Consider the following 24,476-nt stretch of genomic DNA (forward strand, 5'->3'; position numbering starts at 1 on the left):
GACACTTCTCACGGCCGTGTCGTCGTGGTGTGAGCGAAAGGTGACACCCGCGAAACGGAACCGAGGTGCTGGCGGTAACAGCCCGCTCCTTGACTTCCGGGCAATCGCTCGCCACCCAGGTGGGCGCTGCTCCGGGAGGCCCGCATGGCAGCAACCGTGGCCGAGTCCACCACCACAGCACCCCCGTCCGTCGCTGGGTTGCACCGCAGGTCCGGGCGCTGGATCGACGGCTGGGACCCCGAGGACACCATCCAATGGGCCGCCGAGGGCCGTTCCGTCGCCCGGCGCAACCTGTGGCTGTCCGTCTTTGCGGAGTTCCTCGGTTTCGGGGTCTTCGCCCTCTGGGGCATCGTCGTCCCGCAGCTGAAGAACTATGGGTACGCCGGCGCCGCAGCTCTGTCGGACACACAGCAGTTCTGGCTCATCTCGATCCCCGTGCTCGTCGGGGCGACACTGCGCATCCCGTACACCTTCGCGGTCCCGAAGTTCGGCGGCCGCAACTGGACCATCGCCTCGGCGCTGCTCCTGCTGTTCCCGACGGTCGGCCTGGCACTTGCCGTCGGCGCGACGGCTCCTTTCCCCGTCCTGGTCATGATGGCGGCCCTCGCCGGGCTCGGTGGAGGCAACTTCGCCTCGTCGATGGCCAACATCTCCTTCTTCTTCCCGCAGGCGGAGAAGGGAAAGGCGTTGGGATTCAACGCGGCTGGAGGGAACCTGGGTACGGCCGCTGTCCAGTTCGCGGTGCCGCTGGTGGTTGTCATCGGTGCGGCTGCCACGACCAAGAACCCAAATCTCAACCTCGCGGGTTGGATCTTTGTCCCCTTGATCGCGCTGTCCGCCTTCCTGGCCTGGCGGTGGATGGACAACCTGTCGTCAGCCAAGGCTGACCCGCGCAGCTTCGCTGTCGCCGCTCGCCGCAAGCACACCTGGGTGCTGTCGTTCATCTACTTCGGCACGTTCGGCTCGTTCATCGGCTTCGCCGGCGCGTTTCCCAAGATCATGACCGACGCGTTCCCTGATCACGGTCTGAAGCTGGCCTTCCTCGGTGCGCTGGTCGGCTCCGTCGCGCGACCGCTGGGCGGCATCGTGTCCGACCGGTTCGGCGGGTGGATCGTCACCGTGATCTCGTTCGTAGCCATGGCGATTGGCGCACTTGGAGCCATCTATGCGCTGAAGGAGCACAGCTTCGGCCTGTTCATGGCGACCTTCCTGCTGCTGTTCGTGTTCACCGGTGTCGGCAACGGCTCGATCTACCGGATGATCCCGGCGGTCTTCCACGCCACCAGTGGGGATGACGCGGAGGCGCAGCGCATCACCCGACGTATCGCGGCGGGTGCGATCGGGATCGTCGGAGCGGTCGGTGCGTACGGCGGTTTCGTGATCCCCCAAGGCTTCTCGTACGCCAAGTCGCACACCATCGACGCCGCGCACAAGACCGGGACGATCATCCCCGCGCTCTGGGTGATCATCGCGGTCTACCTGGTGATGGCCGCGACGACGTGGGCTGTGTACGGCCGCAAGGGAACTGATCTCAGCGAGGCTCGAATCTGATGGCCCCCGCGACCGTCACGGACACTCACTGCCCGTACTGCGCGCTCCAGTGCGCGATGCGGCTGACCGTGGACGACACGGGCGTGACGGTCGAGCCACGAGACTTCCCGACCAACCGGGGCGGGTTGTGCCAGAAGGGCTGGACCTCGGCCGCCCTCCTCACAGCACCCGACCGGATCACGACGCCACTCATCCGCAACGGCGCGGGTGAGCTGGCTCCGGCGAGCTGGGACGAGGCGTACGACCTGATCGTGCGCACCGTGGCCACGGTGCAGTCGGAGAGCGGGAGCGATGCTGTCGCAGTGTTCGGCGGCGGGGGTCTGACCAACGAAAAGGCATACGCCCTCGGCAAGTTCGCGCGAGTGGCGCTGGGCACGGCGATGATCGACTACAACGGTCGGTTCTGCATGTCATCCGCCGCGGCCGCCGGCAACCGGGCCTTCGGTCTCGACCGCGGCCTGCCATTCCCTCTCGCGGATCTCGGTGACGCGGACGCCATCCTCCTCGTCGGCAGCAACCTCGCGGAGACGATGCCGCCTGCGGTCCAGCACATCGCCCCGGTCCGGGAGAGGGGCGGACTCATCGTCATCGACCCACGTCGTACGCCGACCGCGCAGCTCACCGAGGACGGTGGCGGTATCCATCTGCAGGCTCTCCCCGGCACCGACATCGTGGTCCTGCTCGGACTGCTCCACGTCGTCATCGCCGAGGCCGGTGTGGACGAGGAGTATGTCGCAGAGCGTGTCAACGGTTGGGAGGCCGTGCGACGCTCGGCCGCACAGTGGTGGCCGGAGGCTGTCGAGCGAGCCACAGGCGTACCCGCTTCTCAGATTCGTTCTGCAGCAAGGGAACTGATCGCCGCGAGCCCCGCGCGCGGCGGTCGTGGAGCGTACATCCTCACGGGTCGCGGAGCGGAGCAGCACGCGCACGGCACCGACACGGTGACCGCGGCGATCAACCTGGCTCTGGCGCTCGGCCTGCCGGGACGCGTCGGCAGCGGTTACGGGTGCGTGACCGGTCAGGGCAATGGGCAGGGCGGTCGCGAGCACGGTCAGAAGGCCGACCAGCTGCCGGGGTACCGCAAGATCGATGACCCCGCCGCGCGGCAGCACGTCGCGAGCGTCTGGGGGGTCGACGTCGACGCGATCCCGGGACCCGGCGTACCCGCTGTCGAGCTGCTGTCACGGCTCGGCGAGGCCGACGGGCCGAGAGTCCTGATGGTGCATGGCGCGAATCCGGTGGTGAGCGCGCCAGATGCCGCCCAGGTGCGACGACGGATGGCGGCGCTCGACCTGCTTGTGGTGTGCGACTTCGTACCGTCCGAGACGACTCAGCTCGCTGACGTCGTGCTGCCGATCACCCAGTGGGCTGAGGAGGCAGGGACGATGACATCGCTTGAGGGGCGAATCCTGAGGCGGCACAAGGCGGTCGAACCGCCGACCGGAGTACGTGATGAGCTGACCATCCTGCATGACCTGGCGGAGCGGCTTGGGTCGGAGGCGGCGTTCTCCGTCGAGCCGTCCGAGGTCATGGACGAGCTCGCGCTGGCCAGCGCCGGGGGAGTTGCGGACTATGCCGGTGTCAGCCACGACCGACTCGACGACGGTCCGCCGCTCTACTGGCCGTGCCCGACGCCCGAGCATGAAGGCACCCCAAGGCTTTTCCTCGATCGGTTCGCGCACGCGGACGGCAAGGCCGTCATGGTCGACGTACGGCCCACGCCGGTGGACGACGACCTGCGCGCCGACGCTCCGATGTACCTCATCACCGGCCGGCTGTTGCAGCACTACCAGTCGGGCGCGCAGACCAGGCGGGTGCGAGCCCTGGTCAAGGCGCAGCCGCACGGTTTCGTCCAGATCCACCCGGTTGCCGCGCAGCGTCTGGGGATCGAGGAGGGCGAGCGGGTCCAGGTCACCTCCTCCCGTGGCACGGCGGTCGCGCCCGCTCGGCTCTCGGACGAGGTCCGTCCGGACACGGTGTTCATGCCGTTCCACTTCGGCGGCGACGCCTGCGCCAACGACGTGACCAACCCCGCCACCGACCCGATCAGCGGGATGCCCGAGTTCAAGGTCTGCGCCGTCAGCGTCTCCCGCCTCGACCCGGCCGCAGAGGTCGTCGCATGAGGCCACACCGCGTGGTCGTCGTCGGGCACGGCATGGTCGCCGCGCGCTTCCTGGACGATCTGGATCGACTGTCCCGTACGACGTCCGCTCGCCTTGACGTCACGGTGCTGGGTGAGGAGCCGTACGAGCCGTACAACCGGCTCATGCTGAGCGAGGTCATCGCTGGGAGGGCCGATCTCAACGCACTCACGCTGCCCGCGGCGCCCGCCGCGATGGCGGTTCATCGAGGCAGCCGGGCTGCGGTCCTCGACCGCGACCGCCACTTGGTCATCGATGAGTTCGGCCGCGAGCACCCTTATGACACAGCCGTTCTCGCGACCGGATCAGCCGCGCGCATCCCTCCGATCGAGGGACTGCACGATGCTGAGCACGGCCTGTCCGGCGTCCGTGCGCTGCGGAGCATCGACGACTGCCGCGAGCTGCTCGCCGCGTGCAGCCGGGTCCGTCATGTGACGGTGCTGGGGGCGGGATTGCTGGGCGTCGAAGTCGCTTGTGGGCTTCGCACCCGCGATGTCGAGGTCACTGTCGTGCACCTCGGTGAGCACGTGATGGATCGTCAGCTCGATAGCACCTCAGCGGCGGTTGCCAGCCGGACGCTGCAGGACCTCGGCATCGACGTACGTGCGGGGGTCGGCCTCGACCAGGCCGTCAGGGACGGTGCGAGTGTCACCGAGGTCGTCCTGAGTGACGGTTCACGTGTCCGCACGGACCTGGTCGTCCTGACCGCGGGCGTGGCTCCGCGCGTTGAGATCGCTTCTGCGGCAGGGCTTCCCGTCGATCTCGGCATCGTTGTCGGCAGCGACCTGCGCTCACCGGCGGACCCATCGGTCGCCGCTATCGGCGACTGCGCCCAGACACCCGACGGCTGCCCAGGTCTACTCGCTCCCGGATGGGACCAAGCCCATCGCCTCGCCACCGACCTCGCTGGTCGAGTAGGCGAGCCCAACCCCTCCGGTCGAGTAGGCAAGCCCAACCCCGCTGGTCGAGTAGGCGAGCCCCCCAGGGCGAGCCGTATCGAGACCACCGACACGGCGGACGTCGAGTCTCCCCAGGACTCAACGGGTCTCGATACGCCCTCGGCTAGCGCCTCGGGCTACTCGACCAGCGGTACGAGTGTGGTGAAGCTCAAGGCGGTTGGACTGGAGATGGTGACGCTCGGCGAACCGCTGCCCACGGACGAGCTCGCCCCCGACGCCGGTCGCGTCGTCTCGCTGGTCGACGCCCGAGCCCGCCGGTCCGTCCGCGTCGCGATCCGCGACGAGATGGTCGTGGGCGCGGTCTGCATCGGTAGCCCGGACGTTGCCGCGGACCTCACGGTGGCGTACGAGCGTCGTACGCCGATCCCGACCGACCCGGCACTGCTGCTCGTCCGCGGACCGGCGGGCGCCGGCGTACCCACGGTTCAGACCCCGACGGCGATGCCCGGGTCGGCGACGGTCTGTCGCTGCAACGGCGTCACCAAGAAGGAGATCGTCGACGCCCATGTCTGCGGCGACCGCTCCGTGGCCGAGGTCGCCTGCCGGACCCGCGCGACGACCGGCTGCGGCGGCTGCACCGGCATCGTCCAGGGCCTCCTCGACTGGATGGACGACGTCAATCCCACCTCGATCGAACCCGACGATCGACCTGCCTTTCCGTCAGCCCTCGTGCACCAAACGTCACAACGATCGTCAAGGCAGCAAGGAGAGACGGTATGAGGCATCCCCAGCAGGTTGTCGTTGTCGGGGGCGGCATGGTCGCCCACCGATTCGTCGAGGCCCTCCGCTCCCGCGACGACGAACGGCGTTGGCACGTAACGGTTCTCGCGGAGGAACCACGCCCGCCGTACGACAGAGTCGCCCTGACGTCGTACTTCACCGGCCGTGACCCCGAGGATCTCAACCTCGGTCACGAGGACTTGTGGGCCGACCCGTCGGTCCGGCTGCGCAAGGGCATCGCCGTGACGAGCATCGACCGGGACGCGCAGCAGGCGACGCTGTCCACCGGCGAGACGATCGCGTACGACCACCTCGTGCTGGCAACCGGGTCGTACGCCGCCGTGCCGCCGGTCAAGGGCAAGGACACTCGGGGCTGCTTCGTCTACCGCACCATCGACGATGTCGCCGACCTGCGCGGCTACGTCGAGAAGCTCCGCGCCGACCACCCCAGCCGGCCCGTCCGCGGCGCCGTCATCGGTGGCGGTCTGCTCGGGCTCGAAGCCGCCGGCGCGCTGCAGGCTCTCGGCGCCGAGTCGACGGTTGTCGAGTTCGCGCCTCGCCTGATGCCGTTGCAGGTGGACCCCGGTGGCGGTCAGGAGCTGCGCCGCCTCATCGAGAACCTCGGCGTCGACGTTCGTGTCGAGACCGCGACCTCCGAGGTCGTCTCTCGTCGCGGTGTCGTCAGTGGGATGAAGTTCGCCGACGGCGAGCGGATGGAGGTCGAGGTCGTCATCTTCGCGACGGGCGTCCGGCCCCGCGACGAGCTCGCTCGCACCGCCGGCCTGGACGTGGGCGAGCGCGGCGGCGTGATCGTCGACGACGCCTGTGCCACCAGCGATTCCGCGATCAGTGCCATCGGTGAGGTGGCGTGCATCGAGGACCGTGTGTGGGGGCTGGTCGCCCCGGGCTACGCCATGGCCGAGATCGCGGTCGACCGGCTGCTCGGGGGTGACGCCACGTTCCCCGGCGCTGACTCCTCCACCAAGCTCAAGCTCCTCGGTGTCGACGTCGCATCCTTCGGCGACGCCTTCGCCACCACGCCCGGCGCGCTCGAGATCGTGTACGCCGACTCGGTCACCGGCGCGTACAAGAAGCTCGTCGTCTCGGACGACGCGAAGACCTTGCTGGGCGGCATCCTCGTCGGTGACGCATCGGCGTACGCCGCGCTCCGGCCCATGGTTGGGCGTGAGCTCCCGGGCGACCCGTCGTCGTACATCGTGCCCGAATCTGCAGGCGGTGCAACAGGACTCGAGCTGCCGGACGACGCTCAGGTCTGTTCCTGCAACAACGTGGACGCCGGCCGCATCCGGTGCGCGGTCAGCGAGGACGGCTGCGACCTGGCCGGAGTGAAGGGCTGCACCAAGGCGGGTACCAGCTGTGGTGCCTGCGTACCGCTGGTCAAGAAGCTCGTCGAGGCCGAGCAGGAGAAGGCCGGCATCACGGTCGACCGCAGCCTGTGCGAGCACTTCGCCATGACGAGAGCGGAGCTGTTCAAGGCCGTACAGGTCAGCGGCCACACGACTTTTACGCAGATCATCGAGCGGCACGGGAGCGGCCGCGGCTGCGACATCTGCAAACCCGTCGTCGGCTCGATCCTGGCCAGCCTCAACAACGGCCACATCCTGAGCGGTGAGCAGGCGACGCTGCAGGACACCAACGACCATGTCCTCGCGAATCTGCAGAAGGACGGCACCTACTCGGTCGTCCCGCGCATCCCCGGCGGCGAGGTCACGCCCGAGGGCCTGATCGTCATCGGTGAGATCGCGCGGGACTTCGGGCTCTACACCAAGATCACCGGCGGCCAGCGCATCGACATGTTCGGTGCGCGCATCGATCAGCTGCCGGCCATCTGGCAGCGGCTGGTCGACCACGGCTTCGAGTCGGGCCACGCCTACGGCAAGTCGCTGCGCACGGTGAAGTCCTGTGTCGGATCGACGTGGTGCCGGTTTGGCGTCCAGGACTCGGTGGGCATGGCGGTGGAGCTCGAGCTGCGTTACCGCGGTCTGCGCAGCCCCCACAAGCTCAAGGTCGGCGTCTCCGGCTGTGCCCGCGAGTGCGCCGAGGCGCGTGGCAAGGACGTCGGTGTGATCGCCACCGAGAAGGGCTGGAACCTCTACGTCGGCGGCAACGGCGGCCAGACGCCGAAGCACGCGGTGCTGCTGGCGGAGGACCTCGACAGCGAGACGCTCATCCGCAGCATCGACCGGTTCTTCATGTACTACATCCGCACCGCCGACCGGCTGCAGCGCACCGCCCCCTGGCTGGAGGAGATCGAGGGCGGGATCGAGCACGTACGAGCCGTGGTCCTGGAGGACAGCCTCGGTATCGCCGACGATCTCGACCGGGCGATGGCCGAGCACGTCGGCGCCTACCGCGACGAGTGGGCCGAGGTGCTGGCCGACCCGGCCAAGCTGGCCAAGTTCACCTCCTTCGTCAACGCTCCCGACCGCGCGGACGCCTCGCTCACCTACGTGATGGAGCGCGGCCAGCGCCGCCCGGCCAACGCGCACGACCGCGAACGTGCGGCCAGGGGAGAGGTCGAGCTGATCACCGCCGACCGCGATCCGGTCGTCATCGCGGGCACCCGTCTCGAGGTGCGATCATGACTTGGACGGCGGTGTGTCGGCTGGAGGAACTGCAGCCGGAACGCGGCGTCGCGGCCCTGGTCGGCGAAGCCCAGGTGGCGCTCTTCCGGCTGCTGGACGGCACGGTGCTCGGGATCGACCACACGGACCCGTTCAGCGGGGCCAACGTGATGGCCCGCGGCATCGTGGGCACGAAGGTCGTGGAGGGCGAGGAGGTCCCTGTGGTGACCTCACCGATGTACAAGCAGGTGTTCGACCTGCGTACGGGTGTCTGCCTCACGGACGGGGCGACGATGCCGGACCGAGGGAGCCTGCGACCTCGGCCGGAGGAGGAGGGTCGTCACATGGACTCAGGGAACGAGACCGTCACCCTCAAGACCTGGCTCGTCCGTGTGAACGGCGAAGCGGTGGAGGTGAAGGATGCACGCACTTGACCTGACGGGTCGGTGGGTTCTGGTGCTCGGCGGCGGTCCGACCGCAGAGCAGCGAGTACGCACCCTGCTCGCCGAGGGTGCCCGCGTGCGCCTTGTCGCGCCGCATGCCTGCGAGGGCGTACGAGACCTGGCCGCCCACCATGACGACGTCACCTGGGAGCGGCGCGATGTCGTACGCCGGGACCTCACCGATGTCTGGCTCGTCTCCTTGCAGGAGGTCGACTCCGCCCGCGACGAGCTGGTGCGGACTTGGTGCGAGGCCGACCGGATCTGGTGTGAGGGCATCGACAGCCGAGTCGTGACGACCACCGACCTGGACGGCTACTCCATCGCTGTCGACGGACCCGACACCGAGCTGGCTCGGCAGGTGCTCGCCCAGCTCACCACGGCACTGCAAGAGGGCGACGTCGCCCTACCGGCCCGGCGTACGGGCCAGGGCAAGGTCGTCCTCGTCGGGGGCGGACCCGGCAGCCCCGAGCTGCTGACCCTGCGGGCGCGCCGCGAGCTGGCCCGCGCGGACGTCGTGGTCACCGACCGTCTCGCTCCGACCGAGGTGCTGGCCGAGCTGGCGCAGCACATCGAGGTGATCGACGTCGGCAAGACGCCCTACCACCACCCCATCCCGCAGCCCGAGATCAACCGCATCCTCGTCGAGCGCGCCCAGCGCGGCCAGCACGTCGTCCGGCTCAAGGGCGGCGACCCGTTCGTCCTCGGCCGCGGTGGCGAAGAGCTGCTCGCCTGCCGCAAAGCGGGCGTCGAGGTCGAGGTCGTGCCGGGCGTGACCAGTGCGCTCGCAGCACCCGCAGCCGCCAATATCCCTGTGACACATAGGGGTACGGCGACCGGTTTCCTCGTCGTGTCCGGCCACGACGAGATGGAGACCTCCATGCTCGCCGAGTGGCCAGGCACGATCCTCGTCCTGATGGGCATGAGCCGGCTGCACGAGCTGACCTCCCGGCTGCTGCGCGACGGGCGCCCCGCGGAGACTCCGGCAGCCGTCGTACACAAGGCGTGGACGTCCGAACAGCGAGTCGTACGAGGCACATTGGCCGACATCGCTGAGCGCGTGACCACGGCCGGCGTCGCCAACCCCTCTGTCATCGTCATCGGCGACGTCGCCACGGTTCTCGACCAGGCCTGACCGCATGGTCCCCAACATGCAGGACCAGCTGTCGGGCTGCACCGTCGTGCTGACCGCCCAGCGCAGGGCCAACGAGCTCGCGGCCGCGCTCGAACGCCGAGGCGCCGACGTCGTGCATGCGCCGTCGCTGTCTGTTGTCCCGCACGTCGATGACCCGGAGCTGATGGAGCGGACGCGGGAGCTGCTGGCGCACCCGCCGGACGTGGTGGTCGTGACCACGGGCGTCGGCTTCCTCGGCTGGGTGGAGGCGGCCGACGCGGTCGGCTTGTCGCAGCAGCTCACCGACATGCTGACCCGTAGCCGCATCGTGGCGCGTGGGCCCAAGGCGAGGGGAGCCCTGCAGGCTCAAGGCCTGACGGCGGACTGGGTGGCCGAGTCCGAGACCAGCGCGGAGATCCAGGACCTGCTGCTGACCGAGGGCGTCCAGGGTCAGCGCGTCGCCGTGCAGCACCACGGTGCCGGCGCAGATGGGCTCGACGAGGCCTTCGCGCTCGCAGGCGCTGACGTGGTGTCCCTCGTGGTCTACCGCTGGGGGCCGGCCCCCGACGCAGATGCCGTACGGGCCGCAGCGCACCGTGTGGCCGAACAGGCTTGTGACGCAGTCGTTTTCACGAGTGCACCTGGCGCGGTGGCGTTCCTCGACGTGTGTCGCACCGAGAAGGTCCTGCCTCAGGTCATCGCGGCGTTCAACGCGCCTGACGGGGTCGTGGCAGCGGCAGTCGGCACGGTCACCGCCGGGCCGCTCGACTCGGTCGGCATCCGTGCCTTGATCCCGGACCGCTTCCGTCTCGGCGCTCTCGTACGCACCCTCGTCCGCGAGCTCGCCGAGCGTCGCGGGCTGCGGGTGCTGACCGCGCAGGGTGAGCTGCGAGTACTCCGCGGAGCGGCCGTGCTCGACGGCGAGGTCCTCGCGCTGTCGCCCAATTCCCTTGCGGCACTGAGGGTTCTGGCCGCCGCGGGCGGGAGCGTCGTGTCGCGCACGGACATTCTCGAGGCGCTCCCGGGTTGCTCCAGCGACCTGCACACCGCGGAGGTCGCCGTCGCGCGGCTGCGCGAAGGGCTCGGGTCGCGCGACCTCGTGGCGACAGTGGTCAAGCGCGGCTACCGCCTCGCGGTGACGGACGCATGACACCACTTGTCCTGTGCGCTCACGGGACTGCTGACCCTGACGGGCGGCGTACGGTCCTCGACATTCTCGACGCAGTCCGTACGGCGCGTCCCGGCATCCGGGTCGAGGTCGCCTACGTGGACGTTCAGGAGCCGAGCCTTGCCGATGTCGTCGCCCAGGTGCACACGCAGGATGGTCCGCCCCTGATCGTCCCGCTGCTGCTCAGCACGGGCTATCACGTCAGGGTCGACATCGCGGGTGTCGTCGAGGCGTACGCCGGCACCCGGGCCGCGCCTGCGCTCGGACCTGGGGAGCGGCTGGCTCACGTCCTGCACGACCGACTGGTCGAGGTCGGCGCGACGCCCGATGACGAGGTCGTCCTCGCGGCGGCCGGTTCCTCGCGCTCGGAGGCGGCCAACGATGCCGAGGCGATGGTGGCGCTCCTCGCCGCACGCTGGCAGGGGCCGGTGCGGCCGGCGTACGGCTCAGCGGCGCAGCCCGATGTCCCGACGGCCGTCGCGAGCGCGCGTGAGGCGAGACCTGGCGTACGCGTGGTGGTGGCCTCCTATCTTCTGGGGCGTGGTCACTTCCACAGCCAGCTGTTGCGTGCTGGTGCCGACCTGGTGACGGAGCCGCTCGGGGCTGATCCCCTCGTGGTGGAGCAGGTCCTCGCCCGCGCGGGCGACCCCTTTGGCCTAGGCCGAAATGGTGGTGACGCTCGGCCAGCGTCTGGCTAGGTTCGCGACCATGAACCTCGACCGGCCGCTCGCGCCGAACCCCAACGACCTCCACCCAGCACCGGCGACGTTCGTCGTCACCAGCACCGATCTGGTGGACGGACAGGCGATGCCGGCGGCGCAGGTGGCCTCCAGCGCTGGTGGCGAGAACCGCAGCCCCCAGCTGAGCTGGTCCGGAGCGCCGGCCGAGACGCAGAGCTACGTCGTCACCTGCTTCGACCCGGATGCGCCGACGTTCAGCGGCTTCTGGCACTGGCTCGCCGGGGACATTCCCGCGACCGTGACCGAGCTGGCGGCCGATGCCGGCGCTGAGGGCGGTGCGGGCCTCCCCGAGGGCGCAGTGCAGCTGCGCAACGACGGCGGGGCCAACGCCTACATGGGTGCCGCGCCGCCGCCCGGAGACCGCGTGCACCGCTACATCTTCACGGTGCACGCCCTGAACGAGGCCGACCTGGAGCTGGAGTCGGACGACGCCGCGGCGTTCGTCAGCTTCGCCGCCCTGGACTGCGAGATCGCTCGCGCCACCCTCACGGTGACCTACCAGCGCTGAGGGCTCCTGGCGAGGGCGCCGGTGGGCTTTGGAGGTCCAAAAGCCCACCGGCGAGATGCGTCCTACTACAGGGTCGGGATCCCGGTGGTCTCGCGGATCCAGGCTCGCCATGCGACCACGTCGGTATAGATCGTTGGAGCCTGGCCGTCGCCATCGTCTTGGACGAGACGGCTCGCAGCCCCGACCAGCTGCCACTGACCGTCGACCTTGGTGAGAGCCGGACCGCCCGAGTCCCACTTCGAGCTCGTGGGGCTGTAGCAGTTCTCTTGGTAGACGTGAATGATGCCCTGCCAGCAGTCGAGGTCCGGCAGACGCGGAATGTCACGCTGGTTCAAGGTGATCGACGGTGGGCAAGCAGCGGTGTCACCAACGCACTGACGTCCCCAGCCGACCAGCCGGGTCTCTCCCTCGCTGACGGTCGGCGCGATCTGGACAGGCTTGTTCAGAATCGGTTCCTTCAGCTTGAGCAACGCGATGTCCGTGCCGTAGCCCGGGAACGGGTTGCCCGGTGGCGTCGGAATCTCAGCAACATCGGCCCAGACGCCACCCTCCAGCAGGCTGAGGCTGCCGAACCGCACATGCAGCTGGTCGGGAGTGTTGTACACGCCGGTGTCGATGTTCATGATGCAGTGTCGTGCGGTGACCGCCCACTGCGGCGCGATCAGCGAGGCGCCGCACACGTGGTTGTGCTGCGAGTCCCGGTTGATGGAACCCATGAATGAGTACGGCTCTTGAACTGGCTCGCCGCCGATCACAGCCTGCGCCGGTCCGATGCCACTCAGTGCGGCCAGTCCGACAGCGGCTACGACGCCGAGTGCTATGCGAGATCTCATCGGGCTCTCCCCTTGGTGTGATGCGGTCACATGGTGGTGCTCGGCCCGCGATATCACGGACAATGGTAATTCTTACCGTAAAACCGACCAGTCATGTAAATCACGAGGCGGCAGGTGATCCATGGGTGGGTGAGCCTGAGGGCGTGCGGTGCTTTGGCCCCCGGTCGTACGTGGTTGATACCGCCGACCGAGGGCGCGCTGTGGATGACCTCTGCTGGGGCCTCGCGCTTGACTAGGCTCGGCGCCAGTCCTCAAGTCCCGAGAAAGCTGGTATTGCCATGGTCTGGGTCCTGATCGGCATCGTCGTGGTGCTGGTGCTGCTCGTCCTGTGGGCGGTCATGTCCTACAACCGCCTGATCAAGCTGCGCAACCTGGTGCAGGAGGCCTGGCACCAGATCGACGTCGAGCTCAAGCGACGGCACGACCTCATCCCCAACCTGGTCGAGACGGTCAAGGGTTACGCCGCCCACGAGCGCGGCACGCTCGAGGAGGTCATCCGGGCCCGTGGCGCGGCCATGGCAGGCGCCTCCACGCCGGCCGCCGCCGCGCAGAACGAGAACATGCTGACCCAGGCCCTGGGCCGCCTGATGGCGGTGGCGGAGGCCTACCCCGATCTCAAGGCCAACCAGAACTTCCTCTCCCTGCAGGCCGAGCTGTCCTCCACCGAGGACCGCATCGCTGCTGGCCGGCGCTACTACAACGCCAATGTGCGCGAGCTCAACACCAAGGTCGAGACCGTGCCGACCAACGTCATCGCCGGCTTCGCCAAGATCGGCAAGGAGGAGTACTTCGAGGTCGAGGACCAGGCCCGCAATGCTCCCAACATCAGCTTCGGCGCGGGTTCGGGTGCGGGTGGCCCGGGGTCGCCGACCATCGCTGATGCGGGTTCGCCGGTCCAGCCCTCGTCCGTGGAGTTCGGCCAGGCCGGTACGCCGGCTGGCCCCGGCCAGGCACCTCCGGCCGGCCCCGGGCAGACGCCTCAGGCGCCCCAGGCACCTCAGGCGGCCCCCGGTCAGGTGCCTCCTGCGGCACCTCAGCAGGGCCAGATCCCGCAGGATCAGCCGCCGTATGGCCAGCCGCCCGTGACGCCGCAGGCGCCGATTCCGCCCGCTGAGGGCAATCCGCCGTTCCAACCGCCGCAGCAGCCCTGAAACCGCTGGTCAGAGCGGGTTTCCATATACCTTCGGAGGGCTTTTCAGGCTCCTCATCTGTGTGATGCCGATCACAATTGGGTGTTTTCGGGTAACGATTTGGTGCTACCGGACGGTTACCCCCTGACCTCACGGTCGTACTCGGTCCGTCCCCAAGATCAGGACCGAGTACTGGTGCGCCCCCGCCGAACCCTCCTGAGGGCGCGTAACCGGAACTTCCGGAGCCATTTTCGAGGGGCGGCGTACACACGCAGCTGGCACACCCGTTTGACGGGTGCGCCTGGTGCCGTGCGCCGCGAGGCGGCAACACCGAAGGGAAACACCTTGCTCATTCGTACCGAGAGCAACCGCAAGGCACGTCTGACCACTCTCGCCGTCACCGGCGCCGCGGCCGCAGCTGCGGTCTCGGCCGGCACCGCTGGCTCCGCTTCCGCGGACAGTGGCGTCTGGGACCGCGTGGCACAGTGCGAGTCCGGTGGCAACTGGAACATCAGCACCGGCAACGGCTTCTACGGCGGCCTGCAGTTCACTCAGTCGACCTGGCGCGCCTACGGCGGCAGCGGCTCCCCGCAGAACGCCAGCAAGGCCGAGCAGATCCGCGTTGCGAAGCGCGTTCTCGCGGGCCAGGGCGCCGGCGCATGGCCGGTCTGCTCCAAGCGTGCGGGCCTGACCAGCGGCAACGGCGGCTCCGCCTCCTCGATCGACCGCTCCTCGCGCAGCACCGAGAAGCGCGTCGAGACCAAGCGCACCGTCAAGGCTGCGCCGAAGCACACCGCCAAGACCGAGCGCAAGGTCGTGCGTCACCAGGCCGCGGCCCCGAAGCACTCCGCTCCCGCGACCCCGTCGGTCAAGGCCAGCGGCAACACCGTCACGGTGCGCTCCGGCGACACCCTCTCCAAGCTGGCCGAGCGTCTCGACGTCTCGAGCTGGCGCCAGCTGTGGGCCGCTAACAGCAAGACCGTTAGCAACCCCAACCTGATCTTCGTCGGCCAGGTCCTGCACCTGCCTGCGTGATCTCTCGCGCGTAAGCCCCGGGAAGCCTCGTGCTTCCTGGGGCTTTCGCATGTCCCGAGCCGGCCGTCGAGCGTCCGCCCGACTGTGCCCGTAGGCCGGGGTCGGCCGGCCTGCCATGCCCGTCCTGAGGCACTTCCCAGACTTCTTTCAACTTCTCTGCCCTCCGACGCAACCTTGGGGAGGGGTCAATGCGTCTATGGGAGTAGCAGTGACAAGCCGAGGGGTCGGTGATGGGGCTGGGCGTCGGGGGGCGCCCGGCCCCTTCTGCATGTTCGGGCCATGATGTGGCTCATGCGCGAAGACAACGAAGAGGCCACCCGCCCTCTGTGGCGCGCTGCCCAGGCCTTCCGCATCGCTACCGTGATCTACGCGGTCGCCACTCAGATCTCCTCCGATCAGTTCCACACCCGCCCAGGGCTGAGCTGGACGTTCATCGCGCTCCTGGTGGTCTGGTCCGGAGTCGCTGTCGTGGCCCTGACCGCCGGCCGGCACCGCGCCGAGATCGTGATCGCCGACCATGCCGTGGCGATTGCGCTGCTGTACGCGAGCCGGCTGGTCAGCGACGAGAAGTTCTGGAGCCAGCACCAGCCGCTGCCCACCACGATCTGGGTGACCAACGCCGTGCTGTCGGCGGCCGCTCTGTGGGGGCCGTGGGCCGGTGTGGGGAGCGGGCTGCTCGTCGGGCTGGCGAGCCTGTCCGCCACGAACGACCTGCCCAACGTCCTGAAGGACTCCACCGTCCCGGTCCTCGTGACCGCCGGTCTCACCATGGGGGTGGCCGCCGCTGCGGTCCGCCGGGCCAACGAGCAGGTGGCCGAAGCCATCCGCATCCGGGCCGCGACCGCCGAGCGTGAGCGGCTGGCCCGTGAGGTGCACGACGGGGTGCTGCAGGTGCTGGCGCTGATGCGCCGTCGCGGCGCCGGCGCTCCGGGCGAGCTCGGCGAGCTGGCCGAGCTGGCGGGGGAGCAGGAGCAGGCCCTTCGGGTCCTCCTGTCCGAGCAGGCGACGCCGATTCATGGCCCGGGAGGTTCGGTCGACGTACGACGTCTGTTGCGTGGCGTCGCGCCGTCCGGTGTCGATGTCTCCGCCCCTGCGTCCGCCGTGCTGGTTCCGCGACGGGATGCGGAGGCGCTGGAGGGTGCGGTGCGTACGGCGCTGGCCAACGTCGAACGGCATGCCGGACCCGAGGCCCGGGCCTTCGTGCTCGTCGAGGATCTGGACGACGAGGTCGTCGTCACGGTGCGAGACGACGGCGTCGGGATCCCGCAGGGCCGACTTCGAGAGGCTGAGGCAGAAGGCAGGATGGGCGTCAGCAAGTCCATCCAGGGGCGGATCGAGGAGCTCGGCGGCACCGCCGTGCTCGTCACCGCGCCAGGGGAGGGCACCGAGTGGGAGCTGCGCGTCCCACGCCAGCGCGACGTGGACCCGAGAAGGAAGTGACCAGGGTGGGAGATCCAGGGCAGGTCGGCGAGGACGAGTCTCGGGTGACGGTCATGGTGGTCGACGACCACCCGATGTGGCGCGACGGAGTGAGCCGTGACCTGGACGCGGCCGGCTTCGAGGTGGTGGCCACTGCCGATGGCGTCCAGGCGGCGGCGCGTCGGGCCGCCGCGACGTCGCCGGACGTCGTGCTGATGGACATGCAGCTCCTCGACGGCAACGGCGCCGAGGCGACGGCTGCCGTGCTCGAGGTCGCGCCGGATGCTCACGTGCTGGTGCTGTCGGCCTCATCCGAGCGGGACGACGTGCTCGAGGCGGTGAAGGCCGGGGCGTCGGGCTACCTCGTGAAGTCCGCTTCCTCGGCCGAGCTGATCGACGCGGTGACCGCTACGGCCGCCGGGCAGGCGGTCTTCACGCCCGGTCTGGCGGGCCTGGTCCTGGGCGAGTACCGCCGGATGTCGACGGCGCCCGCACCGGCCGACGGCCCCGCGCTGCCGACGCTGACCGAGCGGGAGACCGAGGTGCTTCGGCTGGTGGCCAAGGGTCTGACGGCGCGGCAGATCGGCACCCGCCTCAACCTCAGCCACCGCACGGTCGAGAACCACGTGCAGTCGACGTTGCGCAAGCTGCAGCTGGCCAACCGGGTCGAGCTGGCCCGCTATGCGATCGAGCAGGGCCTCGACTGACCGGCCCTGTGGATAACTTCGGAGCCGCAAGGCTCGCTCCTGGCAGCGTGGGCGCCCTACCCACGAGACGCAGGAGGGGCGCATGCCCGACGACAACATCCACTCGATGTACGACCGCCAGACCACCTGGGTCGAGCCCTGGGGCTATGAGGACCTGGGCTACGACGAGGGGCCGACGAGGTCGTACGGCAGCGGGTCGTACGGCGCTAGCTCGTACGGCGGCAGCTCGTACGACAGCGGGTCGTACGGCGCCGGCCCGGGCAGTCGGTCCGAGCCCCTGTCGTACGACGACCTCATGCCCGAGCCGGACGGCGTTCGGGGTCGGCTGACGCAGCTCAGCCTGGTCGATGGTCGCGTCGTCGACATCACCTCAGGGCCGGTGGCGGGCACCCGGTTCCTGGAGTACGCCGATGAGCATGACCGCGAGATCCGGCGGCTGGCCGACCAACGGCTCCGTCGGATGGCGCCGCCGCCCGAGCCCTATGAGGTCATGCTCGGCTGGCTCGACGGTCTGGTCGGCGGTCGGGCCAACCTGGAAGCGCTCGACACCGCGACGCTCTCACCTGCCGCACCCGACCTGGGCCTCGCCGATCGCACGGCGTTCCAGCGACAGGTCGTGGTGAGCGTGGCCGAGCACCTCGATCGAGTGGCGGATCGCTGGTTCGACGACGAGGTGCGCTCGGCGCTGCACGGCGCCCTGTCCGCGGTGCTGACCCATCACGCTGTTCGAGTGCTGACCGCGAAGTCGCCTGAGCATGCGGCGGGTGCGCTCTGCTGGGCGGTCGGCAAGGCCAACGACCTGCTCGGTCAGGGCAAGGTCGTCACCCAGACCGCGGTCGCCGAGCAGCTCGGGCTGGGCTCGCTGTCGAGCGGCGGCTCGCAGATGGCCGAGTCGATCCGCGGGCTGAAGCCGCAGGGCGCACATCGGCCACACCTGCTGTCCTGCCCCGACCTGCTCGCGCTCGCCAGGCCCGAGCTGCTGGTCGCCCGGACGCGGGCCCAGATCATCGGCTGGCGGGATCAGGCGCTGGCAGCGCAGGCCGAGCACCGCGCCCAAGGCGGGATGTGCAGCAGCTGCCGACGCGAGGCCGCTCTCAACACCACGGACTAGGTTGACCAGACCAACTAGACTAGGCACATGGTGACGGTCAACGTGCAGCACGCCAAGACGCATCTGTCGGACCTGCTGGCACGCGTCGAGCGCGGTGAGGACGTCGTGATCGCGCGGGCGGGCGCGCCGGTGGCGCGGCTCGTGGCAGTCGGCAGCGCTCCGGGTCGGTCCTTCGGGCCGATGACGTTCGAGGTGCCGGATGACTTCGATGCCCCGCTGGAGGGCGAGGAGCTGGCGGCGTGGGAGTGAGCTACCTGGTCGACACTCACGTGCTGCTCTGGCTCCTCGGCAGCCCTGACCGGGTGCCGGCCGGAGTACGCGAGACGCTCAGCGACCCGACCGTCGCGCTGCACGTCTCCGCGGCGTCGGCGCTGGAGGTGGCCACCAAGACCCGGACCGGCAAGCTGCAGGCCGTGGGCCTGGTCGAGTCCTGGGATCGGCGGCTGTCCGACATCGGCGTCACCGAGCTCACCGTCACCAGCGAGCACGCGCTGATGGCCGGATCCATGACGTGGGAGCACCGTGACCCGTTCGACCGCCTCCTCGTCGCGCAGGCTGTCATCGAGGGACTGGTCCTCGTCACGGTGGACCGGGCGATGACGGGGCTCCCGGCGCCGCGCGTACTCACCTGGTGACGGTGCCCGTACGCGGCCAGCGTGAGACGCGAGCTCAGAGCGGGAACCAGCCGTGCCCCATGTGCCAGTGCCCGCCCGCCCGCAGGTGGTCGCCGACAGCCCGCTCCACGGACGTACGCCGGGGCAGGCTCTCGACCGCCAGCTCTCGGTTGCCGAAGACGAACATGACCGGCTCGGTGTCGACCGGCTCCGTGTCCTCGCGGATCACCCGGAACCGGTCCTGGAAGCGGGCGATGTTGGAGGTGTCGGACAGATATTGCTTCAGCTGCGGGTCGAGCAGCCAGGAGTGGCAGACCACGATCTCGTGGCGCTCCTCAGGGAAGTGCTGAGCGAAGAACGCGCGGGCCAGGCTCACCGAGCGATCGCAGGCGGCCGGCGAGAACGGCCCGAGGAAGTCGGGGATGTGCAGGTTCAGGCAGGCCGCGCCCGGCTCCACGTCCAGCCCGGCTGCTAAGAGCGCCTGCCCGGTGCGCTCACCGAGCCGCGCACGCTCGTACTGCAACCGCCCGAGCTGGTAGAGCTCGCCGCGGAAGTGCGGGACGAGCCACTGCGGGATCGGCACCCCTCCGCCGCCGAACCGTCGGTGGTTCACCGCGATGTTGCGTCCCAGGTCGGCGAGGGTGCGACGGGAGATGTCGGCGGAGATGCCACGCTCGCGGTGATAGGCGCGCGTGTAGGGCAGGGCGGCGACGAAGGCGTACACGGCGAAGTAGGTGCCCACGTCCGCTGGGGCGTCGGGCAGCCGTGCCACGAACAGCTCGGTGAGGTGCGGCCAGTGGCCGAACTCTCCGATGTCCTTGACCAGCGCCTCGACACACTCCTCCAGGAGTCGCATCGCGTCGGCATCCGACGTCACCACCCGCCGCAGTCGGATGAGCTCGTTGATGTCCTCGTGGGGCACGGCGAGGTCGAGCAAGATCTCGGCCAGCTCGTCGGATTCCGGCAGCATGGTGCGCTTCCCCTCCCTCTGGAACGCCCTCTGGAGAACGTCGACCCGAAGATTACGTGGGCCGGACGCGTCACTGCCTAGGTGATGCAGGGGGAACTACGCATCCGCCGGACCACCCTCTGGAGCGAGCCTGGTCAGCATGAGCACTCCGACCTATAACCCGTACTCCGCGCCGAGCCCGTCGCACGCCGCGGTCCCTCCTAGTACCTGGCCCTCTGGTGGACCCGCCAGCCCAACCGCGCCGGGCCAACCAGACCTCTTCCCCGGCTGGTCCGCTGACTCGCGGCACCGCCCACTTCCGCCGGCTCCGCCGCCCGCGATCCCGTGGTGGCAGCGCGACGGCATGGTCAGTCGACTTCTCGTCCTCGCCGGCGTCGCCGTCACCCTCGTCGGTGTCGTGATGCTCCTGGTCCTGGCTGCTCAGCACGGTCTCTTCAGGCCGCCGATCCGGGTCGCCGGCGGTGCGCTCCTCGCGGTCGCACTCGTCGTCACCGGTTGGCGCGTCATGGACCGCCCCGGTGGTCGAGTGGGCGGAACCGCTTTGATGGCAACCGGATTCGCGGGCGCCTACCTCGACGTCCTCGCGGTCACGACCGTGTACGACTGGATCGCCCCGCCCGTCGGCCTCGCCCTCGCGCTGGTTTGCGCGGTGTCCGGTGTCGTGGTCGCGATGCGCTGGAACAACCAGCTGCTCGCCCTCATCGTGACCCTCGGCTGCGCGGCTCTCGCGCCCGTCCTGACCTCGGGTCTCACCCTGACGCTGGTCGCTTTCTTGGCCGTCCTGCAGATCGCGGGCAGCGTCCCGGAGCTGGTCCGCAGCTGGATGTGGCTCGCCCCGGCGCGCACCGTGCCGGCAGTCGTCGCCATCCTGGTCGTCATCCCGATGAAGTCGATCGGCACGGACGCCGTGCACCCGCAGCTCCTCGCGGCCGCAGCAGTCATCGGCGCAACGGGCTTGTCCTCAGGTCTGCTCGCGCTCCGTCGGCGCTCGGATGACGTGGTCGCCGCCGTGAGCATGGTGCTGTCCTGCCTGCCGGTCGTCCTCGTCGCCAACACCCTGGGTACGACCGCAGCCGCAGCCTGGTCCGCGGGCGTTGCCGCCATCGTCATCGTCGCCGGGTTCGCCACGCGTCCGCTCGGTACCCCGGCCCGCTTCGCTCTGGCCTCAGTGATCGTCCTCGCGGTCTTCCAAGGCTGCGCGCTGCTGTCGGCCGACTACTCCACGGCGATGCCCTTCCTGGTCACCGCTCTCGTGGTCGCCGCTGCCGCGGTCCAGCAGCGATCGGTCCTGGCGCTCGCCGGAGCCAGTGCGCTGTACGCCGTCGGCATGCAGCTGCTGCTGATGGATGCCGGTCCACGGACCCTGAGCAGTCAGCGCCAGGCCATCGCGCGGCTCGACGAAGGAGCCCTCCTGAGTGGTCTCCTCGGCGTCGCCACCGCGGCCCTCCTCGTGCTGGCGGTTCTGCAGATGCGGACCAAGCTCGTTGCCGACCTCCGCCGCGGCATCGTCGTGAGTGCCGGCCTGGCTGCGCTCTACTCAGCCACCGTCGTTGCCGTTGCTGCTGGTGTCACGGCCATGACCGACGAGGACGGCTTCTACCTGGGCCACTTCCTCGCGACCGCGGTCTGGATCGCGGCGGCGTACGGCCTGCTCACCCTGGGACTGAACCGACCGGCGTACGCGCACCTCACGCTGGGCGCCGGCCTCACCTTGGTCGCTGCGGCCCTGACCAAGCTGTTCGTCTTCGACCTCGCGGCACTGGGCGGCGTTGCACGGGCCGGGTCGTTCCTGGTGGTTGGTCTGCTGCTGCTGGTGGCCGGCACCCGGTACGCCCGCTCGTTCGCCGAGCGTGAAGCGGGCACGCACGCCTGAGTCAAGGAAGGAGTGCCGACAAGGAACGAGCCCGCGGGAAGTCTCCCGCGGGCTCGTTGCTGTCTGAGGTCAGGCTCCGCGGCGCCGCTCGGCGCGCGTGCTGCCCTCGCGCTCGACGGGCGGCTCGGCAGCCTTGTCCTTGCGGTGCTTGTAGTACTCCCACACCATCGGCAGCACCGACACCAGCACCACCAGCAGGATCGCGATGTCGATGTTCTTGCCGAGGCCGGGGAACGCTTTGCCGAGGATGTGACCGGCCATGACTACGACCGTCACCCACAGGACGGCACCGACAGCACTCCACGTGAAGAAGCGCTTGCGGTCCATCCGGGTGGCACCGGCGACGAGCGTGATGAAGGTGCGGACGATCGGCACGAAGCGGCCGATCACCAGAGCCTTGTTGCCGTACTTGTCGAAGAACGCCGACGTCTGGTCGAAGTACTCGCGTTTGAGGATCTTGCCGTCGCGCTCGTACAGCGGCTTCCCGGCCAGCCGGCCGATCTCGTACCCCGCCACGTTGCCCGCGAAGGCGGCCAGCATCAGCAGCGGCAGGGCGACCCAGATCGAGTAGTCGATCTTGTCCGTGGCGATGAACAGACCCATCGCGAAGAGCAACGAGTCGCCCGGCAAGATCGGGAAGAGGACACCGCACTCGATGAACACGATGAGCATCGAGACCCAGAAGAAGGCGCCGCCGAACTCCTTGAGCAGGTAGTTGGGGTCCATGAAGTCTGGGCCGAGTGCGTGCATCACGAGGCCCAAGGGTACGGCGTCGTGGTGGGTGCCTCGTCACATTCGCGGACTGACTAGGGTCGCTGCATGAGCTCTCTGCGCTCGTCCTTGCCGCTGCTCGCGGCGGTTGTCGTGACCCTCGCATCGTGCTCGGAGCCGGCCGACTCCGCGAGCAGCCCCACCGACACAGGACCGACGCAGACCAAAGGGTGTGACAAGGACAGCCTGCGGACCGTCGAGGACGGCCGGCTGACCATCGGGACGAGCGATCCGGCGTACGCGCCCTGGTTCGTCGACAACGACCCGGGCAACGGGCAGGGCTTCGAGTCGGGGATGGGTTATCGCCTGGCGCAGCACCTCGGCTACGACCCCGCTGACGTCCGGTGGGTCCGGGTGCCGATGGGCGAGGCGATGGCCCGCGGTCCGAAGAGCTTCGACCTCGCCCTCGTCGAGGCGTCGATCACGCCGAAGCGTCGCGCGGCCGTCGACTTCTCGACCCCGTACCACGCCGTGCGACAGGCAGTCGTGACCTATGAGGGCAGCCCCATCGCAGGCAAGCACTCGGTCGCCGAGCTCAAGGGTGCGCGGCTCGCCGCCGCCCAGGGCACGACGTCGTACGACGCGATCACCCGGGTGGTCGCGCCCACTCAGGCTCCGGTTGCCTACCCCACCGTCACCGAGGCCGGCAACGCGCTCGCCGCGCACCAGGTCGACGGCCTCGTCACGGACGTACCGACAGCGATCTACCTGTCGACCGCCGTCGTCGACGACGCGAGCGTGCTCGGCGAGCTCCCTGCTGGGTCGGACGAGCAGGTCGGCGCGGTGCTGGCCAAGTCGTCCTCGCTGACGCAGTGCGTGAGCACCGCCGTCCGGCAGCTCAAGGCCGACGGAACGCTCGACCGGTTGGGCGAGCACTGGCTCTCGTCCAGCAAAGAGGTGCCGACCCTTTCCTGACCGGACGTCTCAGTCGCGAGTCGTCAGGGCGAAGACCCGCAGCTCGCGACCGGCGCGTTCGGCATAGGTGTCGTACGCCGGCCACACCCGCACGACTGCGGGCCAGACCCGTTCCCGCTCGGTCGGTGTGAGCTGTTCGGCGCGCACGGGCGTCGACCGTCCCGCGATGGTCACCGTGGCATCCGGATTGGCGCGCAGGTTGCCCGACCAGGCGGGATGGTTCGGCTGCCCCCAGTTGGACGCGATGACGATGTAGCGCTCCCCGTCGCGCGCGTAGAGCAGCGGCACGGTGCGCTCGGCACCCGTCTTGCGACCGATCGTGGTCAGCAGCATCTCCGGCAGACCGGCCCTGCCGATGACGGTGAGGCGGCCGCCGGTTCGGCGCTGGATCGCGCGGTCGAGGGGTACGGCCTGACGGCCCAACCAGGCGAACCAGGGCTGGTGTCCGAGCCGGCGTACGACCGTGCCGTAGCGATCACTCATAGGCCGGAGTCTGCCCGACGCCGGCCTACGAGCGGTGCTGAAGGGTCAGACGGTCTGTGGTTTCCAGGGCTTGAGCCAAGCGGTCTCGGGCCAGCCCTCGACGCCGGCGAGCAGCTCGTACATCGTGGCCTGGTCGATCGACTCACGGATGATGTCCGCGTGGCCTGCGTGGCGCGCGACCTCTTCGACGATGTGCAGCAGGACCCAACGGACGTCCCACGCGTCGAGGTCCTTGGGGAACCACGGCGCGTCCCGTGGCACTGGGACCGGTGTGCTCGCCTCGAGGTTCGGCACCTCCTCGCGGACGCGGGTGATGACCTGCTCGAGTGCCGCGATCAGACCGACGGCCGTCTCGTCCGTGATCTTGAAGTCGTCGCCGTACGCCGCCGCCTGGGCCTCGAGGTCGCCCTCCGGCTTGGGCGGTGTGCTGGGGCCGGCGAACGCCATGTCAAGCCAGCCGGTCGCGCACGCTGTCGTGTGCTTGATGAGGCCGCCGATCGACAGGGCTGAGGTAGTCGGGGTGGCGCGGATCTGCTCGTCGGTGAGCCCGTACGCGGCAGCCTTGATGCCGTCGAGCTGCTGGGCGACGTAGCCCGCGAGCATCTCGATCTCGTTGCTGGTCATGGGTGCTTGTGCAGGCATGGCGGGCTCCTCAGAATCTGGCGGTTCGGGCTGTTGGATCCACTGTG

23 protein-coding genes are annotated in these 24,476 nt (G+C 69.3%); 18 read left to right on the forward strand and 5 right to left on the reverse strand.

Going from position 1 to position 24,476, the window contains the following annotated elements; translation table 11 throughout:
• The first annotated feature begins 144 nt into the window (after positions 1-144).
• The 9 genes from VV02_RS06020 to VV02_RS06060 are packed head-to-tail and all read left to right on the forward strand — an operon-like array spanning position 145 to position 11,926.
• Positions 145-1,551 (forward strand): MFS transporter, encoded by a 1,407-nt coding sequence (locus VV02_RS06020; RefSeq protein WP_052590447.1) that lies wholly within the window; start codon positions 145-147, stop codon positions 1,549-1,551.
• Positions 1,551-3,674, forward strand: coding sequence for a molybdopterin oxidoreductase family protein (locus VV02_RS06025; protein WP_052590448.1), 2,124 nt, complete (start codon positions 1,551-1,553; stop codon positions 3,672-3,674). The genes VV02_RS06020 and VV02_RS06025 overlap by 1 nt, the downstream gene beginning before the upstream one ends.
• On the forward strand, positions 3,671-5,371 hold the full coding sequence (locus VV02_RS06030; RefSeq protein ID WP_083449955.1) for an FAD-dependent oxidoreductase: 1,701 nt from the start codon (positions 3,671-3,673) through the stop codon (positions 5,369-5,371). Before VV02_RS06025 ends, VV02_RS06030 begins: the two co-directional genes overlap by 4 nt.
• Positions 5,368-7,977 carry a nitrite reductase large subunit NirB gene (gene nirB, locus VV02_RS06035; RefSeq protein ID WP_052590450.1) on the forward strand — a complete coding sequence of 870 codons (2,610 nt, stop codon included), beginning with the start codon at positions 5,368-5,370 and terminating at the stop codon, positions 7,975-7,977. The genes VV02_RS06030 and nirB overlap by 4 nt, the downstream gene beginning before the upstream one ends.
• Positions 7,974-8,390 (forward strand): nitrite reductase small subunit NirD, encoded by a 417-nt coding sequence (gene nirD / locus VV02_RS06040; RefSeq protein WP_052590451.1) that lies wholly within the window; start codon positions 7,974-7,976, stop codon positions 8,388-8,390. Before nirB ends, nirD begins: the two co-directional genes overlap by 4 nt.
• Entirely contained in the window at positions 8,377-9,531 is a 1,155-nt protein-coding gene (gene cobA, locus VV02_RS06045) for a uroporphyrinogen-III C-methyltransferase (protein WP_052590452.1), read from the forward strand. Before nirD ends, cobA begins: the two co-directional genes overlap by 14 nt.
• 16 nt (positions 9,532-9,547) lie before the next feature.
• Positions 9,548-10,660 carry a uroporphyrinogen-III synthase gene (locus VV02_RS06050; RefSeq protein ID WP_083450477.1) on the forward strand — a complete coding sequence of 371 codons (1,113 nt, stop codon included), beginning with the start codon at positions 9,548-9,550 and terminating at the stop codon, positions 10,658-10,660.
• A complete protein-coding gene (locus VV02_RS06055) occupies positions 10,657-11,376 on the forward strand; it encodes a sirohydrochlorin chelatase (protein ID WP_052590454.1) in 720 nt (239 codons plus the stop codon). Before VV02_RS06050 ends, VV02_RS06055 begins: the two co-directional genes overlap by 4 nt.
• Before the next feature lie 10 nt (positions 11,377-11,386).
• The gene (locus VV02_RS06060; protein WP_052596586.1) at positions 11,387-11,926 is read left to right on the forward strand and encodes a YbhB/YbcL family Raf kinase inhibitor-like protein; all 540 of its coding nucleotides are present in this window, start codon (positions 11,387-11,389) and stop codon (positions 11,924-11,926) included.
• Positions 11,927-11,991: 65 nt separating this feature from the next.
• Here VV02_RS06060 and VV02_RS06065 read toward each other — a convergent pair whose 3' ends face one another.
• Positions 11,992-12,759, reverse strand: a complete 768-nt coding sequence (locus VV02_RS06065) for a S1 family peptidase (protein ID WP_052590455.1) — start codon at positions 12,757-12,759, stop codon at positions 11,992-11,994.
• 278 nt (positions 12,760-13,037) lie between these two features.
• Here VV02_RS06065 and VV02_RS25895 point away from each other — a divergent pair, with 278 nt between their 5' ends.
• The 7 genes from VV02_RS25895 to VV02_RS06100 all read left to right on the forward strand — a co-directional run bounded on the left by VV02_RS25895 (position 13,038) and on the right by VV02_RS06100 (position 18,796).
• The gene (locus VV02_RS25895) at positions 13,038-13,910 is read left to right on the forward strand and encodes a LemA family protein (protein WP_083449956.1); all 873 of its coding nucleotides are present in this window, start codon (positions 13,038-13,040) and stop codon (positions 13,908-13,910) included.
• Positions 13,911-14,234: 324 nt separating this feature from the next.
• Positions 14,235-14,924 (forward strand): LysM peptidoglycan-binding domain-containing protein, encoded by a 690-nt coding sequence (locus VV02_RS06075; protein WP_052596590.1) that lies wholly within the window; start codon positions 14,235-14,237, stop codon positions 14,922-14,924.
• A 291-nt stretch (positions 14,925-15,215) separates the two neighbouring features.
• Positions 15,216-16,364: a MacS family sensor histidine kinase gene (macS, locus tag VV02_RS06080; protein ID WP_052596592.1), complete on the forward strand. Its 1,149-nt coding sequence runs from the start codon at positions 15,216-15,218 to the stop codon at positions 16,362-16,364.
• 5 nt (positions 16,365-16,369) lie between these two features.
• Positions 16,370-17,050, forward strand: coding sequence for a response regulator (locus VV02_RS06085; protein WP_425412255.1), 681 nt, complete (start codon positions 16,370-16,372; stop codon positions 17,048-17,050).
• A gap of 82 nt (positions 17,051-17,132) precedes the next feature.
• Positions 17,133-18,161, forward strand: a complete 1,029-nt coding sequence (locus VV02_RS06090; protein ID WP_052590456.1) for a hypothetical protein — start codon at positions 17,133-17,135, stop codon at positions 18,159-18,161.
• A 27-nt stretch (positions 18,162-18,188) separates the two neighbouring features.
• Positions 18,189-18,410 carry a type II toxin-antitoxin system Phd/YefM family antitoxin gene (locus tag VV02_RS06095; protein WP_052590457.1) on the forward strand — a complete coding sequence of 74 codons (222 nt, stop codon included), beginning with the start codon at positions 18,189-18,191 and terminating at the stop codon, positions 18,408-18,410.
• Positions 18,401-18,796 (forward strand): type II toxin-antitoxin system VapC family toxin, encoded by a 396-nt coding sequence (locus VV02_RS06100; protein WP_052590458.1) that lies wholly within the window; start codon positions 18,401-18,403, stop codon positions 18,794-18,796. The genes VV02_RS06095 and VV02_RS06100 overlap by 10 nt, the downstream gene beginning before the upstream one ends.
• A gap of 34 nt (positions 18,797-18,830) precedes the next feature.
• On the opposite strand, the gene VV02_RS06105 is transcribed toward VV02_RS06100, so the two are convergent.
• Positions 18,831-19,745, reverse strand: a complete 915-nt coding sequence (locus VV02_RS06105; protein ID WP_052590459.1) for an acyltransferase domain-containing protein — start codon at positions 19,743-19,745, stop codon at positions 18,831-18,833.
• Between the two features lie 139 nt (positions 19,746-19,884).
• Between VV02_RS06105 and VV02_RS06110 the strand changes: the two genes are divergently transcribed.
• A complete protein-coding gene (locus VV02_RS06110; RefSeq protein WP_083449958.1) occupies positions 19,885-21,618 on the forward strand; it encodes a DUF2339 domain-containing protein in 1,734 nt (577 codons plus the stop codon).
• Positions 21,619-21,687: 69 nt separating this feature from the next.
• Here VV02_RS06110 and VV02_RS06115 read toward each other — a convergent pair whose 3' ends face one another.
• Complete coding sequence (locus VV02_RS06115; RefSeq protein WP_052590461.1) at positions 21,688-22,368, reverse strand: DedA family protein; 681 nt, start codon at positions 22,366-22,368, stop codon at positions 21,688-21,690.
• 69 nt (positions 22,369-22,437) lie between these two features.
• On the opposite strand from VV02_RS06115, the gene VV02_RS06120 reads away from it, so the two are divergent.
• Positions 22,438-23,304: an ABC transporter substrate-binding protein gene (locus VV02_RS06120; RefSeq protein WP_052590462.1), complete on the forward strand. Its 867-nt coding sequence runs from the start codon at positions 22,438-22,440 to the stop codon at positions 23,302-23,304.
• 9 nt (positions 23,305-23,313) lie between these two features.
• Here VV02_RS06120 and VV02_RS06125 read toward each other — a convergent pair whose 3' ends face one another.
• Together VV02_RS06125 and VV02_RS06130 are read right to left on the reverse strand one after the other, a co-directional pair.
• On the reverse strand, positions 23,314-23,787 hold the full coding sequence (locus VV02_RS06125; protein WP_052590463.1) for a nitroreductase/quinone reductase family protein: 474 nt from the start codon (positions 23,785-23,787) through the stop codon (positions 23,314-23,316).
• A 45-nt stretch (positions 23,788-23,832) separates the two neighbouring features.
• Positions 23,833-24,429 (reverse strand): DinB family protein, encoded by a 597-nt coding sequence (locus tag VV02_RS06130; protein ID WP_052590464.1) that lies wholly within the window; start codon positions 24,427-24,429, stop codon positions 23,833-23,835.
• Positions 24,430-24,476 lie beyond the last annotated feature (47 nt).

The sequence above is a fragment of the Luteipulveratus mongoliensis genome (assembly GCF_001190945.1).
GTDB lineage: Bacteria > Actinomycetota > Actinomycetes > Actinomycetales > Dermatophilaceae > Luteipulveratus > Luteipulveratus mongoliensis.

Excerpts from the sequence above, each read along its gene's own strand:
- VV02_RS06120 (WP_052590462.1), top strand. The coding sequence starts at position 22,438 with ATGAGCTCTCTGCGCTCGTCCTTGCCGCTGCTCGCGGCGGTTGTCGTG.
- VV02_RS06030 (WP_083449955.1), top strand. The coding sequence starts at position 3,671 with ATGAGGCCACACCGCGTGGTCGTCGTCGGGCACGGCATGGTCGCCGCG.
- VV02_RS06020 (WP_052590447.1), top strand. The coding sequence starts at position 145 with ATGGCAGCAACCGTGGCCGAGTCCACCACCACAGCACCCCCGTCCGTC.
- VV02_RS06115 (WP_052590461.1), bottom strand. The coding sequence starts at position 22,368 with ATGCACGCACTCGGCCCAGACTTCATGGACCCCAACTACCTGCTCAAG.
- VV02_RS06025 (WP_052590448.1), top strand. The coding sequence starts at position 1,551 with ATGGCCCCCGCGACCGTCACGGACACTCACTGCCCGTACTGCGCGCTC.
- VV02_RS06130 (WP_052590464.1), bottom strand. The coding sequence starts at position 24,429 with ATGCCTGCACAAGCACCCATGACCAGCAACGAGATCGAGATGCTCGCG.
- nirD (WP_052590451.1), top strand. The coding sequence starts at position 7,974 with ATGACTTGGACGGCGGTGTGTCGGCTGGAGGAACTGCAGCCGGAACGC.
- VV02_RS06060 (WP_052596586.1), top strand. The coding sequence starts at position 11,387 with ATGAACCTCGACCGGCCGCTCGCGCCGAACCCCAACGACCTCCACCCA.
- VV02_RS06065 (WP_052590455.1), bottom strand. The coding sequence starts at position 12,759 with ATGAGATCTCGCATAGCACTCGGCGTCGTAGCCGCTGTCGGACTGGCC.
- VV02_RS06110 (WP_083449958.1), top strand. The coding sequence starts at position 19,885 with ATGAGCACTCCGACCTATAACCCGTACTCCGCGCCGAGCCCGTCGCAC.
- nirB (WP_052590450.1), top strand. The coding sequence starts at position 5,368 with ATGAGGCATCCCCAGCAGGTTGTCGTTGTCGGGGGCGGCATGGTCGCC.
- VV02_RS06090 (WP_052590456.1), top strand. The coding sequence starts at position 17,133 with ATGCCCGACGACAACATCCACTCGATGTACGACCGCCAGACCACCTGG.
- VV02_RS06050 (WP_083450477.1), top strand. The coding sequence starts at position 9,548 with ATGCAGGACCAGCTGTCGGGCTGCACCGTCGTGCTGACCGCCCAGCGC.
- VV02_RS06095 (WP_052590457.1), top strand. The coding sequence starts at position 18,189 with ATGGTGACGGTCAACGTGCAGCACGCCAAGACGCATCTGTCGGACCTG.
- macS (WP_052596592.1), top strand. The coding sequence starts at position 15,216 with ATGCGCGAAGACAACGAAGAGGCCACCCGCCCTCTGTGGCGCGCTGCC.
- VV02_RS06055 (WP_052590454.1), top strand. The coding sequence starts at position 10,657 with ATGACACCACTTGTCCTGTGCGCTCACGGGACTGCTGACCCTGACGGG.
- VV02_RS06125 (WP_052590463.1), bottom strand. The coding sequence starts at position 23,787 with ATGAGTGATCGCTACGGCACGGTCGTACGCCGGCTCGGACACCAGCCC.
- cobA (WP_052590452.1), top strand. The coding sequence starts at position 8,377 with ATGCACGCACTTGACCTGACGGGTCGGTGGGTTCTGGTGCTCGGCGGC.
- VV02_RS25895 (WP_083449956.1), top strand. The coding sequence starts at position 13,038 with ATGGTCTGGGTCCTGATCGGCATCGTCGTGGTGCTGGTGCTGCTCGTC.
- VV02_RS06105 (WP_052590459.1), bottom strand. The coding sequence starts at position 19,745 with ATGCTGCCGGAATCCGACGAGCTGGCCGAGATCTTGCTCGACCTCGCC.